Annotated in this window: 15 protein-coding genes; 4 read left to right on the forward strand and 11 right to left on the reverse strand. The window is 32.9% G+C overall.

All coding sequences use genetic code 11. From position 1 onward, the window contains the following. The 6 genes from ACHUFV_RS20200 to ACHUFV_RS20225 form a co-directional block, all read right to left on the reverse strand. A partial coding sequence (locus tag ACHUFV_RS20200) for a twin-arginine translocation signal domain-containing protein (protein ID WP_394237283.1) occupies nt 1-393 on the reverse strand: 393 nt, incomplete at its 3' end. A gap of 957 nt (nt 394-1,350) precedes the next feature. After that, on the reverse strand, nt 1,351-1,467 hold the full coding sequence (locus ACHUFV_RS20205) for a FeoB-associated Cys-rich membrane protein (RefSeq protein ID WP_394237285.1): 117 nt from the start codon (nt 1,465-1,467) through the stop codon (nt 1,351-1,353). Between the two features lie 19 nt (nt 1,468-1,486). Further along, nucleotides 1,487-3,493 carry a ferrous iron transport protein B gene (feoB, locus tag ACHUFV_RS20210; RefSeq protein WP_394237286.1) on the reverse strand — a complete coding sequence of 669 codons (2,007 nt, stop codon included), beginning with the start codon at nt 3,491-3,493 and terminating at the stop codon, nt 1,487-1,489. 113 nt (nt 3,494-3,606) lie between these two features. Next, nucleotides 3,607-4,371: a formate dehydrogenase accessory sulfurtransferase FdhD gene (gene fdhD, locus ACHUFV_RS20215; RefSeq protein ID WP_394237288.1), complete on the reverse strand. Its 765-nt coding sequence runs from the start codon at nt 4,369-4,371 to the stop codon at nt 3,607-3,609. Nucleotides 4,372-4,537: 166 nt separating this feature from the next. Beyond that, a complete protein-coding gene (locus ACHUFV_RS20220) occupies nt 4,538-5,275 on the reverse strand; it encodes an urease accessory protein UreH domain-containing protein (protein ID WP_394237290.1) in 738 nt (245 codons plus the stop codon). 78 nt (nt 5,276-5,353) lie between these two features. Next, entirely contained in the window at nt 5,354-6,220 is an 867-nt protein-coding gene (locus ACHUFV_RS20225) for a C39 family peptidase (protein WP_394237292.1), read from the reverse strand. 444 nt (nt 6,221-6,664) lie between these two features. On the opposite strand from ACHUFV_RS20225, the gene ACHUFV_RS20230 reads away from it, so the two are divergent. Continuing rightward, nucleotides 6,665-6,982, forward strand: coding sequence for an AbrB/MazE/SpoVT family DNA-binding domain-containing protein (locus tag ACHUFV_RS20230; RefSeq protein ID WP_394237293.1), 318 nt, complete (start codon nt 6,665-6,667; stop codon nt 6,980-6,982). A 210-nt stretch (nt 6,983-7,192) separates the two neighbouring features. Then, a complete protein-coding gene (locus ACHUFV_RS20235; protein ID WP_394237295.1) occupies nt 7,193-8,440 on the forward strand; it encodes a hypothetical protein in 1,248 nt (415 codons plus the stop codon). A gap of 57 nt (nt 8,441-8,497) precedes the next feature. Here the strand turns inward: ACHUFV_RS20235 and ACHUFV_RS20240 are convergent, their stop codons facing one another. From ACHUFV_RS20240 to ACHUFV_RS20260, 5 genes are all read right to left on the reverse strand, one after another. Then, complete coding sequence (locus tag ACHUFV_RS20240; RefSeq protein ID WP_394237297.1) at nt 8,498-8,689, reverse strand: DUF2933 domain-containing protein; 192 nt, start codon at nt 8,687-8,689, stop codon at nt 8,498-8,500. A gap of 169 nt (nt 8,690-8,858) precedes the next feature. Continuing rightward, nucleotides 8,859-9,668: a prolipoprotein diacylglyceryl transferase gene (gene lgt, locus ACHUFV_RS20245; RefSeq protein ID WP_394237299.1), complete on the reverse strand. Its 810-nt coding sequence runs from the start codon at nt 9,666-9,668 to the stop codon at nt 8,859-8,861. A gap of 171 nt (nt 9,669-9,839) precedes the next feature. Continuing rightward, complete coding sequence (locus ACHUFV_RS20250; protein WP_394237300.1) at nt 9,840-10,049, reverse strand: DUF2933 domain-containing protein; 210 nt, start codon at nt 10,047-10,049, stop codon at nt 9,840-9,842. A 67-nt stretch (nt 10,050-10,116) separates the two neighbouring features. Continuing rightward, nucleotides 10,117-11,217 (reverse strand): YncE family protein, encoded by a 1,101-nt coding sequence (locus tag ACHUFV_RS20255; RefSeq protein ID WP_394237302.1) that lies wholly within the window; start codon nt 11,215-11,217, stop codon nt 10,117-10,119. 340 nt (nt 11,218-11,557) lie between these two features. Further along, nucleotides 11,558-12,859, reverse strand: a complete 1,302-nt coding sequence (locus ACHUFV_RS20260) for a methyl-accepting chemotaxis protein (protein WP_394237304.1) — start codon at nt 12,857-12,859, stop codon at nt 11,558-11,560. A gap of 249 nt (nt 12,860-13,108) precedes the next feature. On the opposite strand from ACHUFV_RS20260, the gene ACHUFV_RS20265 reads away from it, so the two are divergent. Together ACHUFV_RS20265 and resA are read left to right on the forward strand one after the other, a co-directional pair. Beyond that, nucleotides 13,109-14,713 (forward strand): multicopper oxidase family protein, encoded by a 1,605-nt coding sequence (locus ACHUFV_RS20265; RefSeq protein ID WP_394237306.1) that lies wholly within the window; start codon nt 13,109-13,111, stop codon nt 14,711-14,713. Nucleotides 14,714-14,996: 283 nt separating this feature from the next. Then, a complete protein-coding gene (gene resA / locus ACHUFV_RS20270; RefSeq protein ID WP_394237307.1) occupies nt 14,997-15,521 on the forward strand; it encodes a thiol-disulfide oxidoreductase ResA in 525 nt (174 codons plus the stop codon). The last annotated feature ends 260 nt before the right edge of the window (nt 15,522-15,781 follow it).

A 15,781-nucleotide genomic window follows, 5' to 3' on the forward strand; every position in this document is an offset into this window, starting at 1 on the left:
CTTCATATTTTTTGCAATTTTTTCTATCGCCCAATCCCACTCGACATCTTCCCATTTATCACTTCCAGGAGCACGATACTTCGGTGTTTCTACCCGTTTTTCAGATGTATAGATTTGTCTAATCGTTGTTCCTTTACTACAAAGCGTTCCTTCGTTAATGGGATGATCAGGATCTCCCTCCGAGTAAATGACATCACTGTTACTTGCATACACTAAAACTCCACAGCCAACAGCACAAAAAGGACAAATGGTTGGTGTAGGAGTTAATTCGGAAATTTTAAATCCACTTGATTTTGCCTTTGCGGTTTTATCATCAAAACCAAGTTCAACTACTGCTAAAGTTGCTGCCATAGCACCAGAAATTTTCAAAAACTGTCTTCTGGTCACTCCCATGTTGCTTTCCCCCTTAACTTAAGATAAATTCTTTTAAACATTAACTTTTGGATGTGTATCCATATGGTAATCCTAAAAAGGTTGTACCATTAGTGATTATTGAAAACGCTTTTATCACTGTTTTTCATAATTCTTTTAACAATCATTTATTAAAATAGTAACTATTACTTTCATAATAAATAAGTATTCTTAGAAGTAGATGAAATGAAGATGAGATTAACATAAGAATTATCGAATATACGTTCGCTTTTGCTCAGCTTCCTCAAAAAGAAAAATCCCATCAGTTTCAACCGAGGGATTAGTCATCTTCCGTATTAATTAATTTAATCTAAAACACATAAGCAGGACCACTATTGTTACTCTTTGAACGAATAAATCTATCTTTCTTCGTTATAAATCCTTAAGTTCTGCAAATTTATTTATTAATATACTTTTGTAACATATGCTATATGTTACCCCTAACTTGATGATAGGCGCTTCCCCAAGCGCCTATTTATTAACTGCACACACATTTAGGTATATACTGTTATATTATGTAATGTTATTTTCATTTATGGACTAAATGCTCTATTCATTTTTTATATTTTTTGGAGAAAATCCTTAATTTCTGCAAATATCTTTCTTATTCTTAGATAAGAAGTTAATTACCCTTTGAAATTAATCTATTCTTAACTGGAGAGGCGCCTATTTTAGGCGCTTTTTTTGTTCTTTATTAAATTTCTTGTTAGTAATTACAGGTTAGATGTAATCCCTTTCCTCCAAATTGTTTTATTTGGAATTATGGGTTTGAAAGATGCTAATACATTTCCCGGTTTAAAGTATAGTAATGACTTTTCCATGTAAACGTGATATTTATACAAAAGTATCACTCAACTCTGTATATTAAGGTATCTAGATTTACATAAAATAAGGTGGGTTTACTTTTTCTCAATTATTGGTTTTATAATTACCAGTTCCTTAAGATTCTTTATTACACGCAGCACACTTACCCTTTTTAGATTTTTTTATGTATCGAATGAATGCCCATCCCGCATAGCCAAAAATAGCTAAACCTATTAAAATATTTGTCATCATTACACTATACCTCTTTCCTCTATGTTAATCCTAATAATCTTCCACCTTGATACACAATCAGTGATAATATATAGGCCAATGTGAGTGAATACACGATTGTAAAAACAGTCCACTTTTTTGATCCCGTTTCTTTATAAATCGTGGCGGTTGTTGCTAAACAGGGGATATACAATAAAATAAAAACGATAAAGCTATATGCAGCTAGTGGTGTATATTGAGAAGCAAGTAAACCCTGCAACGTAGCTTCATCTGGTACAAAATAAACAATATTCATCGTTGAAATAATAGCTTCTTTAGCTAGGAATCCAGTTAATAATGAAGAGGCTGCTTGCCATGTACCAAATCCAAGGGGAGCAAAAAGTGGTGCTATGATACCACTAATAGCAGCTAAAAAACTTTGATCCATCTCTACGTTCAAACCAGCAGTCCCCATGTAAGATAATATCCAAATAAGGACTGAACCAGCAAAAATGAATGTACTTGCTTTTTTTAGAAACCCCTTTCCTTTTTCCCAAGTACTTCTCCATAATGTTTGTCCTTGTGGTAAACGATAAGGTGGCAGTTCAATAACAAAAAGCGAATGTTCTCCTTTTAAAATGGTTGTTGAGAATATTTTTGCTAACACTAATGCAAGAACAATTCCAAGTACATATAACGACAAAACGATCAATGCTTTATTTTTAGTAAAAAATGCGCCTACAAACAATGTATATACAGGAAGTCGTGCAGAGCAGGACATTAATGGGGTCAAAAGGATTGTTAACAATCTTTCTTTTGGTGTTTCAATTGTTCTAGCCGCCATTATTCCTGGAACATTACAGCCGAACCCGATAATCATTGGAATAAATGCTTTACCGTTTAAGCCAACACCTTCCATAATTCGATCCATAACAAGTGCTACTCTAGCCATATAACCTGAGTCCTCTAAAAGCGAAATAAAAAAAAATAAAATAATCATTTGGGGAATAAACACTAATACGCCGCCAACACCGGCAATTATTCCATCTATGATTAAGTCATGTATAAAATCTGAAACATTTAAAATAGATAATAAAGATTTAACACCTGCTGTAATAGGACCTGAAATAATACCATTCAATAAATCCGATAACGGAAATCCAATCCAATCAAACGTTAACATAAACATGATATACATCATGAATAAAAAGATTGGAATTCCTAATATGCGGTTTGTTACAATTTGATCGATTTTATCAGTTAACGTTACCTTTCTATGTTCCAATCCTATAACTGAATTTCGGAGCAAATCATCTATAAATTCCTGTCTTTTTTGATAAATAAATTGATCAACTGATTTGACCCCATATATTTGCTTTATTTTAACCTCAACTTCATGATAAAAGTGATTTAGAACCTCTTCTTCTATAAAATCTGTTAAATATGTCTTAACATATTGATTTCCTTCCAACAATTGGATTGTCAGCCATTCAATCGAAAAAGCACTATTTTTTTGAAGCAACCTTTTCATCTTAATTGTGGCTTCCTCTATTACTTTTCCATATTTAATAAGATTTTCATGAGAATAATTATCATATTCATTCGTAATCAGACCTGATAACTGGTCACATCCCTTTCCTGATCTAGCAATTACAGGTATTACTTTAACACCAAGAAGTGACGAAAGTTTCTCAACATCAATTTGAATTCCCCTTTGCTCTGCAACATCTATCATGTTCAAACCGACAGCAACCGGCTTTCCATATTCTATAATTTGAATGGTTAAGTGCAAATTCCTTTTTAATTGTGATGCATCGAGAATATTTAAAATTTTATCTACATTGTCATATAGAAAAAAGTGAGAGACAATCCCTTCATCTCTTGAAAGCGGGCTTAAAGTATAAATACCTGGTAAATCTATAAGTTTATCAATTTTATTTTTTAACAAGCCCACTTTCTTTTCAACTGTAACACCACTCCAATTACCTACATATTCATATGAACCTGTTAAATAATTAAATAACGATGTTTTTCCTGTGTTTGGATTCCCAAGAAGCGCTATTTCCATTATTTTCTCTCCACTTCTGTCTTTAAAGGCACCCTTAAACGAATACCCATATTATTAGACATTGGATATAATCATGTTAGAATCTGCATGATCCACTTATTATTGTGAAACACTTATAATCGTTGAATTTCAAATTCGGAGTCGCCTATATCATTGATAATCCTTCCTTTGCCTGTATAATTAACAGCCATTTTTCCCCGTAAATATCCAACCATCTCTATGTTTAAATATTTTGCTAGTTGGATAGCTTGCTTCGTTGCAGCTGTCCTCGATCCAATAACTGAAAAACCAAATTTAGCTGCCTTTGAAAGCATCTCATATGAAATTCTTCCTGTAGTCAACAGTAAGAGAGAATTTGGATTTAACCCTTGTCGCACAGCATGGCCAATTACTTTATCAACTGCATTATGTCGACCAATATCTTCTCGTATCACTATATCGCCTGATTCCTTGACAATACATGCTCCATGCATTCCTCCAGTTTCCAGGTACAATGGGGAGTTTTTAGCAAACTCCGAACGTTTTTCCAATAAATAGCTAAGCCTATAAGTCTTTTGATTTTCAACTTTATTAAATTGTTTTACATCTGTCATAGAAAAGAAGGTAATCCCTCTTCCGCACCCTGCAGTATAATACTTTTTTTGTGAAAATGTTCTTTGAATGTCTATTTCATTATTTATAATGGATTGAATTTCCCCACATTCAGGATCAAAATGAACCGATTGAATTTCTTCTTTTTTTGTTATCAGTCCTTCAGAAAACATATAACCATAGGTCCAGTCCGTCAAATCTTGATTTGTTAACTGAAATACTGCAACTTCATACCCATTCACTTTCAGTGTGATTGGGTACTCTTCCGGACAACTTTTTCTCTTCATTTAAATCAACACCCCTTCATTTTGGTTTGAATGACTTCACCCGTATAAATTTCAGCTCTCCTAATCATTTAAATGAAAGAATGATTAAAGAAACTTATACATATAAAACAGTTATCTTACACCCTCATAATAATCAATAAAACTCAAGTTAGCGAAAGGATTGATTTCAAATTTCCCAATAAGTGATTGTATCTAAAATTCCCAAAATAACCATAATAATTCCAGCCGACCTTTGTACAAATAACCCTATCTTTCTACCCTTCTTTTTCATCAACTTTCCACTTAGCCCAAAATACCATAGAAGACATATAGCAAGTAGAAGTGGTAAAGAAGTCCCGATTGCAAAAACGCCAGGAAGAACTGCTCCATAGGAAACAGACAATGCCATCGGCATCAGGGTAATAAAAAATAATACAAACATGGTAGGACAAAATCCTAATGTAAAACTCACACCCATAAGCAAGGCCCCTAGATTCCCTTTCTTTAATAAACGTTCAGGGATGCTGCCAAAGGATATAGACTTATAGAATTTGATAATATTAAGCATAAAAAGTCCAATTACTATTAATATTGGTCCTACTATTTTTCTAATCCAAGGAAAATACAGAGTAAGAATTGATTTTACTTCGCTTCCCAACATCCAGACAATCAAGCCAAGGAAAGAAAAAACAATGATTTTACCAAGAATGAAAAATAATATTTCAGTCCATGCCATTTGTTTTTGTACCGACTTATTTCCATAGACCATCAAGGCACCTAAATTCCCTGTAAATTGACATGGTGCCAATGCACCAACAATACCCAGCACTAAGGCAAATAAAATAGGAACCCCTTCCGCACTACTGACCATATTTAAGAACGGTAAGCTCAGAAAATTGCTAATTCGGCTAAAGAATTCATACATTTTTTTATTACCCCTTTTATTTCATTAGCTCCTAATTTATATTAGTGTTGTTTCTATTAATAAACTATCTATTAAATTCTACTCAGGTAAATATGTAACTGCTTGGTTACCCATTTGCTTCCACGCCTCAATAAAATCTTCTTTAATCACTTTTTTATTTTTCTCTCCACTTATGGGATCATTAAAATAGATATTTTGTTCATCATAACCAGTAATTAATACAGAGTGTTCTTTATACGTAATCTTTAATTCTCCATCTGGTGTTTGCCACGTTTCGAAAAGGTTGTCCGGAAGTTTTTTATATGTAGTATTTATTATGATCCATACGGGAATATCTTGTGAGAGAAATATCTTCAACTCTTCAAAATCTTTTCCTGTAAGATCAACAATTTGCCCTGGAAGAAATTTCTCTGCCAATTCTTTTATTGGGTTATGATACACACCATAACCTGGATTACTGTACGAATACATATCCCCAATAAAACCATTATTAGGACTTCCCCAATAAATCATTCCATTTTCTTTTTTTAAAGGCGTAGAATCCTTTTTTACTTTTTCTGCAAGTTCCATCTTATCTGTCTGTATCCCTTTATATTGTAATAACATTGCTAAACTCGTTACTTCACAGCCTCGCGGCAGTTCAGGGAATTGATTTATAATAGGAGCATCTAATAAAACTCTATCCTTAATTGGAATAACGTTTACTATCCTCTTACTTATTTTTTCTGCATATGCTTTCTCAATTTTCGTATTGCTGTCCAAAAACCGTTGCTGAATAAATTTTAGGCCTCCTTCATTGAGAACCATGTAAATTAAAAAGGAATAGATAATAAAGTTAATGAATAGCACAATATATATCCATTTTTTCAATGATCGGAACTTATATAATGAAAAAATAAAAAAGCACAACATGACAGTTCCAAGTAAAATAAAAACAGCTATCATATTGCAAAATACTCCCTCTCAAAATTATTCTTTATAAACATTACTATTTATTTTAATACTCAAATTTGAAGAAGATGTGCAGATGTGTAAAAAATTCCAATAATTTATAGATGGGGTAATCAGAGTGGAATTCCGGATAGGTTTCCTGATTCCGGACGTTTTATATTTGTTATTTTATACTTGTTACTATAATTCATTTTTAAGGCCTAACCTCACATTTCCAATTAAATTATCCATCAAATTTCATATTATCTGCATACTATTACTTTACAATTAAATCATTCTTCAAGTTATTTATTAAAAAAGTTATTATTCTGGATTAAACTACTTTTTATATAATATAAATTATTTTATTTTTTTCGGTTTATTTTATAAAATATCTATTTTCGTTCATTTAATTACTGGAATGTTATATAACAAACAAGAAAAAGGTGGAAACCATAGATGGTATTTATTAATAAATTACTAAAAACAGGCCAAGTAAGAATTCCTATAAAGGCTCAAAGAATTTTAGGTTTTAAGGAAGGACAGAATCTTTTTATTTACCATTCTCAAGGAAAAATCTTTATTGTTAGAAAGCATGATAATTACACGCTAAATCAATGCATTTTTCGAAATGGACGAATTTCTATTCCTGCTGAGATTCGTAGACTTTTAAGAATATCTCCTGACGCACTGTTAGAAATGCAAGTTAATCATGGGAAAGATAAACTAATCATAAAAAATGTAGAACAAGGATTCCTTAAAAAAGTATCCATCTAATTTAATAATTTTTAAAAGTTTTATTAAACTCCTTAAAATCTGCAAATCTTTATTTTATTATATGTATAAAGTAAAGTAGCTTGACCTCTCCTTACTTTTATATGGGACGCCTTATTGGGCGTCTTTTTTGTTTTTATAAACTGCACAAAAATTGCAAACTTTTGATTTAAGATATATATATAACTTTGTATCCATTAAGGAGAATTTATCATGCAAAACTTTTTCCAAAAACTAATTGAAAACTATCGAGCTGATGTTGAGTCGGTTTACCAGACTTGGTTTATAAATAATGATGAACGTTTAAAGGCATTTCGTACAATTCGCAAGGGTATTATGGAGGTAATTGAGGAAATTGAAAATAACCATTTTGGTAATGATTTTAAAGGATCTTCATTGGAGGTGGTTGTCACGGCAATTGCTGAACAAAAGCAGGTCTTTCAAGGGGCTGCTCATGCTTTTTTCTGGAAACCGAAACTTCGAATTCCTGATATATATGAGAATGAAGAAAACAAAAAATCATTTGCCCGGTTCCTTAATAACTGCCTTCAAACTACAAATGAAAATCAATTAATAGAGGAAGTTATAAAACTTCACGAAAAGAACATTAAAGGACTAGGTCCAGCTGTGGGCAATATACTATATTTTCTTCATCCCACTATTTTCCCACCATTCAATACAGCAATTGTAAATGGCTTTAACGCTCTTTTTAACGAAAAAGTAAAGCTTGGATCATGGATGGAATATCTACGGATGCGAGAAATCATTTTGGATTATAATAAAGATTATAGCCCCTTACTTTCAAAAGATCTTGGTGCTATTGGCGGCTTATTCTTTGAAATCGGTATTGGAAGACTTGTTATCAAGGAAAATCACGAGTTAATCCTTAAACAAATAGATAAGCGTGAAAAAACCAATCAGAAGAGACATTTAGAAGTCATTAATGATGTAATTGAAAACAATGATCACACAGAAATGCAATACCATTTATCTAAATTAGGCCGTTCTCTTGGCTACCATGTTTGGATTGCAAGAAATGACCATAAACGAGAATGGAATAATCAGAAACTTGGTGAATCTTCACTTCGTCAATTAGAACTACATGATATTCCGCCCCAAGTAAAAGATACAATATCCCTAATCGATGTTTTATGGCTAGATAAAGATGGTAAGATTATATGTGCCTTTGAAGTAGAAAAGAGCACTTCCATTTACTCAGGTATTTTAAGACTCTATGATTTAGCACTAACAATGAATGGGCAGGATTGTAGGTTTTATTTAGTTGCTCCTAATAAAAGAGAAAAAGAGATTAAAGCACAGCTGTTAAGACCTTCCTTTCAACACAACCAGATGTGTAGAATTTCCTATATACTTTTCTCCGATCTCCGATGTGATTGCGATGCTATGTGTAAATTTGGAACAGATTCCAGTGTATTGGACAAAATTTCAATTGGTATCTAAGAGCTATAATAAGACAATCAAAAGCCGTTACCTTATTAAAGGAAACGGCTTTTGATTTTATGATTCTTTTTTTACCAAAGCTGATAGAGTATCTAATTCATTTCTTAGTTTTTTATTTTCTAGCTCCAAATTGGACATTTTTAAATCCATACCTTTTGAAGAATTTTGCTCCTTATGACCATGTCCCTTCATTCCAAACATCATAAAAATCATCATAAGAGGGCATATTAGCAACAATAACCATTCCATTTCATTCACTCCTTGAAATATATATTAATAATAAGAATAAAGTTTTTTAGGATAACAAAAGCTACTTTTATTATCTTATAGCATTTGTTATTTGATATATTTTGATAATATCAATTGCTTGATGTTGTTCAGGACTAAAAAATGGCTTTTTCCTAGCCAAGAAAATCTCTTAGCTTTCTGCATATCGATATTTTGCGTAGCCTTTCGAACGTCTAAACCAAATTAGAAGTATTGATACTCCAATTAATAGTAATGAAATGACCTGAGCTATTCTTAAGGAGTCTGTCAACATCAAACTATCTGTTCTAAAACCTTCTACAAAGAATCTTCCAATTGAATACCAAATCACATAGAAAAGGAAGAGTTCTCCACGCTTCATATTCAATTTTCTTAAAATAAGTAACAATACAAATCCCGCTAAATTCCAAAGTGATTCATATAAGAAGGTAGGATGGTAATAAGCTCCATCTATATACATTTGATTGATAATAAAGTCCGGTAGTTTTAGTTTTTCTAAGAAAGACCTTGTTACTTCAGTTCCGTGAGCCTCTTGATTCATGAAGTTTCCCCAGCGACCAATTGCTTGACCAAGAATAATACTTGGCGCAACAATATCAGCTAGTTTCCAAAATGAAATTCCTTTCTTTTTTACAAATAAAATCGCGGTTATCGTTCCTCCAATTAAAGCACCATGTATAGCGATTCCACCTTCCCATATAGCAATAATTTCTCCTGGATTTTGAGAATAATAACCCCATTTAAAAAATACATAATATATTCTAGCACTAATAATTGAAATCGGGATCGCCCAAAGCAACAGATCTGAAATAGTATCTTGGGGAAGTCCTAATCTCTTTGACTCTCTTGTTGCTAGTATCCATCCTAATAATATTCCCATCCCAATAATAATACCGTACCAATATACTGTGAATGGTCCTATTTCAATGGCCACTCTATTTAAAGGTTGTATATTCTCCATTTAATACCCTCACCTCTTTACATTTCTGAATAAATAGTTCAACAACTATAACTTACACCAATAATATCGAGATTTTATGCAGAACTAGTTAATTTAAATAAATTATTTATAATTACTTGCTCTTTATTAAGATAAAAGCCGCTGCCTTTTCAATAGGCAACGGCTTTTGTTTTAGGATCCCTTTTTCACCATTGATGAAAGAGCCTCTATTTCATTTCGAAGCTTTTCATTCTCAAACTCCAGTTTGGACATTTTTGTATTCGTATCCTCTGAACAATGTGATTCGTGATCCTTATGCTTATGACCGTGTCCATGACCTTTCATACAGAAAATCATCATCAATGGACAAATCAACAACACCAAATATTGTAACCATTCCAAGAATATCACTCCTTATCATTTTCTATATCATACTAAGAAAAAATGGAGATTTTATGGAGATACAAAATTATTTATTACTTTTCATTATGGTAATTCCATTTGGTGTTTCACCCACATCAATGGTATTAATTACTTTTGTTTGTGCTATATCAATAACAGAGACTGTATTTTCAAACATATTCGTTACATATAACCATTTGTTATCAGGGCTCGTCACCACTCCGTGTGAACCTTTCCCTGTTTCAATCGTTGAAGTTACCTTTCCTGAAGCTAACTCAACAACTGAAACTGAATTGGATGGTGATTCTTCAGTACCTTGATTCGCCACAAACGCAAATTGATTTTTAGCATCAATATACACTTGAGCAGGCCCAATGCCAACTGGCACCTTCTCTACTTGATCAGTCTCTAAGTCAACGATTGCAAGCATATTTTCTGCATTTAAAGTAACAACAAGTGTTTTACCATCTGATGTAATCGCTGTAGTAACTGGAGTAGAACCAACTGTTATTTTCTTTTCTTCCTTCATTGCTTTTAAATCTAATACACTGACAGTATCTTCACCCATATTTGCAATATAAGCCTTTTGACTATCTGCAGAAATCCTAAAACCATGTGGTCCTTTTCCTGTATTAATTGTTTGAGTTACCTCAAAGTTTTCCGTATCTATAACAGTAACATTGTTATCTTCATTGTTTGTAACTAAAGAATATTTTCCATCTTCTGTAAACACTATATGTGCTGGATGATTACCAACTTCAACAGTTTTTAAAAGTTCATTTGAATTACTGTCATAGAACAATGCTAGTCCTTTCATTTCCATTGAATCACTGCCATGATTCATTTCTGGTACAACGGTTGCACCAAGGATTTTCCCATCAGGGGATACCTGAACATTGTGAACAGCACCTTCTACGTCAATTTGATCAACTACTGCATTAGAAGTTGCATCGATTTTCGAGATGCTTCCTCCCTCATTAGCTGTGAAATAATACTGAATACTTGGATTCTCTGATTGTTTATCCTCTGTCGCTTCGGTTGAAGGGGAATTTTCTTCTTTTTTATTTTCCGTTGATTCAGAGTCCTGATTCGAACCAGTGCTGCAACCTGCTAGAAATACCCCCAGTATGATAAATAATGTAACTAAGTTTAATTTCAGTTTTTTCATTTTTTGTTCCTCCTTTTAGATTAATTCTTATCATAAGGACTCAAATGGATTATTTGTGTGAGCTACTTCACATCTAAAAAAAAGAAAAAGCATCTCGCAACATTTTGTGACAATCCATAAAAACTGCATAATTTACTATTAGAATATAATACATTTATGAACTTAAAAGACAAACAAACAGACCTAATTATAAGTTTAGTCTGTTTGTTATACACTTATGGTATTTATCATTTCCTCATTTTATTTCTTGATACATAACAAACCGCCTTTTTCTAAAGGAAAAAGGCATGAAATTTGTAATATACATATTAAAAGTAATTAGATATCTCAATAATAGCTTTTATTCTATAATGAAATTTTGAGTTAACATTTTTAAATCATTTGCAATTGAAGATAATGACTTTGTCGATAAATGAACTTCTTCAATTGATGCCAGTTGTTCTTGGGTAGAAGCAGAAACAACGAGGGATGCTTGATTATTTTCTTTTGCAATTGAAGTGATATGTGCAATGGAATCTGAAACTTCTCCAGCATTTAGAGATATTTTCTTTGTAGCTGACATAATATTTTTCATTTCATCATCATTTTCAGTTGTTGATTTTGAAATCACTGAAAATTTTTCTTTTGTATCACGAGCAATAAATATCCCTTTTTTAACCTCTTCTATTACTGTTCGCATCATTAATACAGAACTATCTGTTGCTTTTTGAATATGGTCTACTAGTAGGGAAATTTGTTCGGTAGAGTGGTTAGATTGTTCAGCCAACTTCCTAACCTCAGTTGCTACAACAGCAAATCCTTTCCCAGCTTCACCAGCTCTAGCTGCTTCAATCGCTGCATTTAAAGCAAGCAAGTTTGTTTGATTAGCTATATTGGAGATAACATTCAATATTTGTTCAATTTCACGAGAACGTTCATAAAGCAGCTGAATAGCTTGATCAGACCCGCGTACTGAATTTTGTATTAGAATCATTTGCTCTACAGTCTTTTCTACAGCTTCCTCCCCCGCTCCGGCATAACCAATAGTTTGTTGTGAAAGTCTAGATACCTTTTCAGTGTTAACAGCAATTTTATTAATTTCATGATGCATATCAGCTATTGCACCAACTATTTTATCTAATCCACTAGTTTGATCTTCCGTCCCAACCGCAACTTCCTGAATTGAGCTTGAAATTTGAGCAGAAACTAAATTAGCTTCATTAGCATTAAGCGCAAGTTGCTCAGCCGATAACGCCACTTTAGAAGACGTATCATTAATCTTTCCTACCAAATCCTTGAGATTTCTAATCATTATCTCAAAGGAATTTATCAATTGGCCAATCTCATCATTCGTTTTCTTTGGTATTTTCACGTTTAAATTTCCATTAGCTACGTCCATTGTTGCAGTAAGTAGTGACTTTAGTGGTGAAATGACGATCAAACGAATAAAGATTGAAACAATCATTGTTGTAATAATAAGACTTATTGCTGTATTTACGTAAAGGGCATAATCTTCGTGGATATTATGACTAATCAATGAGTTTAGATAATTTGTTAGTGGCATACTAATCGAAAGAGATAGCGCTATTACAAAAATCATTTTAACTGTTAGGCTATAATATTTAGATTTTTTCAATAAATTTAATTCCTTATTTATTCCCATTTATTATCTCCTTTTCATATTCATTCATTTGATTCTAATTAATATAGTCCATAAGTATGCAGATTTAATGAAACTCTTGTTTGTATAGAGTTGCATAAATGAGCAATTTTGAACTTTTTATGAATCAAACCTTCTCCCCAAAGATAAGTGATATTAATCATTTATTTTTTATTTTCGCCATAAAATCCATCATTTCTGCAAATTTGCCAACTATAATGATTTTTGAAAATAATTTTTGGGGGTATTATAATGAAGCTCAAATTTACAGCATTATTAGTATTTATGGTTCTTTTATTGGCAGCTTGTTCCTCAAATGAAAGTAAGAAAGTGAATAATGAGGAAAGCACCCAAGAAAAAACGAAAGTTACTGAAGAGGCATCAAACTTAAATGGGATTCAAACAGTTGATACTAAAATATTGACAGGCAATGAATTTACAATTGTAGCAAAAGAAGCTAAACATCAAATAAACAGCAAGGTAACAGTTAATGCATGGACATTTAACGGTTCTGTTCCAGGCTCACAAATCCGTGTCAAAGAGGGAGAAAAGGTTAAGATTAATTTTAAAAATGAATTACCTGAACCTACATCCATTCACTGGCACGGCATAACTGTACCGAATGAAATGGATGGAATACCAGGTGTGACACAAAATGCTGTTCAACCAGGGGAAACCTTTACGTATGAATTTACTGCTTCCGTTCCTGGAACCTATATGTATCATACCCATCAAAACGCAGTGAATCAGTTGGATAAGGGGCTTTACGGTTCAGTTATTGTCGAACCCAAAGAAAAAACATATGACCGGGATTACACTCTTATGCTGGATGAGTGGATGAGTAATCCAGAAAAATCCATGAGCAATATGGAAGGCATGGACCAAAGTAATATGGGAAATATGGAAGGTATGGACCATAGTAATATGAGTACCACCGATGCTGACACAAGTGCAGAAGACCAAGAAAACAGTAATAATAACATGGGACATAACATGAGTAATTATGACATTTTTACCATAAACGGCAGGAGCGGAGATGCTATTGAACCTTTAAAAGTAAAAGAGGGCGAAACTGTTCGGATACGCTTAGCCAATATTGGATATTTATCTCACAATATTCACCTTCATGGACATAACTTTAAAGTAGTAGCTATAGACGGCCAAGAATTGAATGCACCACAGGAAATCAAAGATCAGTTAATCTCTATTGCTCCCGGCGAACGCTATGACATAGAGTTTACAGCAAATAATCCTGGAGAATGGTACCTTGAGTGTCACGGAGATATGGAAGGCTCAGACGGAATGAAAACAAAAATTCAATATGAAGGAAATAATGATTCAAAAGATGAATCTAACCAGAACGAAAGTTTACCTATTTTTAATTATACTAACTATGGAAGTACACAAAACGAAGGATTTACTCTTGACCAAGACTATGATGTTGAGTACACAATGGATCTTAACGGGAATAATACGGATAATATTTGGACCATCAATGGGAAATCATTCCCAGATATTGACGGCCTTACTATCAAAAAGGGTGATTTGGTCAAAGTAAAATTGGTCAATAACTCTCCTACAGGAGTTAATCACCCAATGCATTTACACGGCCACTCATTCCAAATATTAAGTAAAAATGGAAGGCCATTAGATGGTTCTCCAATTGTGAAAGATACAATTAATTTAGAGCCTGGTGATGAATACGTTGTTGCATTTGAAGCAGATAATCCTGGTAATTGGTTATTCCACTGCCATGATTTACATCATGCAACAGCAGGTATGGTCGATATTATCAAGTATGATGGGTTTCAACCAAATTTTACAGTTGACCCAAATGCCAATAATAAACCTGAGTAACAACAAAAACAAGTTTTAAAAAAATGAGGTAGCTATATAAAAACAGCTACCTCATTCCTATGTCAATTTGTCTTAGCTTTTCGGGAGGATATCCTTTGATTTAAATTTACCGTTAGCCACGGAATTTTATCAGCATACATTCCTAGAATTAATCGTAATTGTCTGTTGAACTTAGTTTAGCTCTATGTTTACCATTATGTAGATTTACAGGCCTTGTATACAGGGATTGATGGTATTAGTTAACTAGTACAATTATTTAAACGACTAGCAAAGGGGTATATATATGAAGAAACGACGTTTTTGGATAAGGACAGTTATCCTATCCTTGTTGGTTAGCGCAGTCGGTTTTTCCTTGTATGCTAATTTTAAAAAAGATAAAGTCCAAAAGGTAGAGGTCGGAGAGATAGCACCAGATTTTACTCTTGTTGATTTAAACGGTGAAAAACATCAACTATCAGATTATAGGGGTCAAGGAGTATTTTTGAATTTCTGGGGTACGTTTTGCAAACCTTGCGAGGAAGAATTTCCATATATTGACAATCAATACAAACACTTTAAAGACAAAGGCGTTCAAGTATTGGCTGTAAATGTCGGAGAAACCGAATTTGCAGTTAAAAAATTTGTTGAACGACTTGAACTCACCTTTCCTGTTGTTATCGATAAAACAGGGGAGGTACAAACTACCTATGGTATCAATCCGTTACCTATTTCTTTTTTAATTGATAAAAACGGGAAAGTTTTAAAGGCACATACAGGTCAATTGACTGAAGAAGTGATTCAAGAGTATATGAAACAGATTCAACCTTGAGGTAGAAGAGAATTTAAAAGGCTCTGAACTTTTTAAGAAAAGTCCATCGTTTCTGCATATGTTTTAATTATACTAAAGTTCCTAGGATACTTCCTCTTAATAGATACAAATGGAAGCACACTTCTAAAAAGGTGCTTCCATTTGTATTTAAAAATCAAATTACTAATAAATCTTTGATGCAGACTTACTTATTAGGTCTTAGTACAGTTTTCCCCATGAACCGAACCTCTTCCTAGTTTCCGAACCTGCAAGCTTTATAT

The organism is Niallia oryzisoli (assembly GCF_043641075.1).
Lineage (GTDB): Bacteria > Bacillota > Bacilli > Bacillales > Cytobacillaceae > Bacillus_BD > Bacillus_BD oryzisoli_A.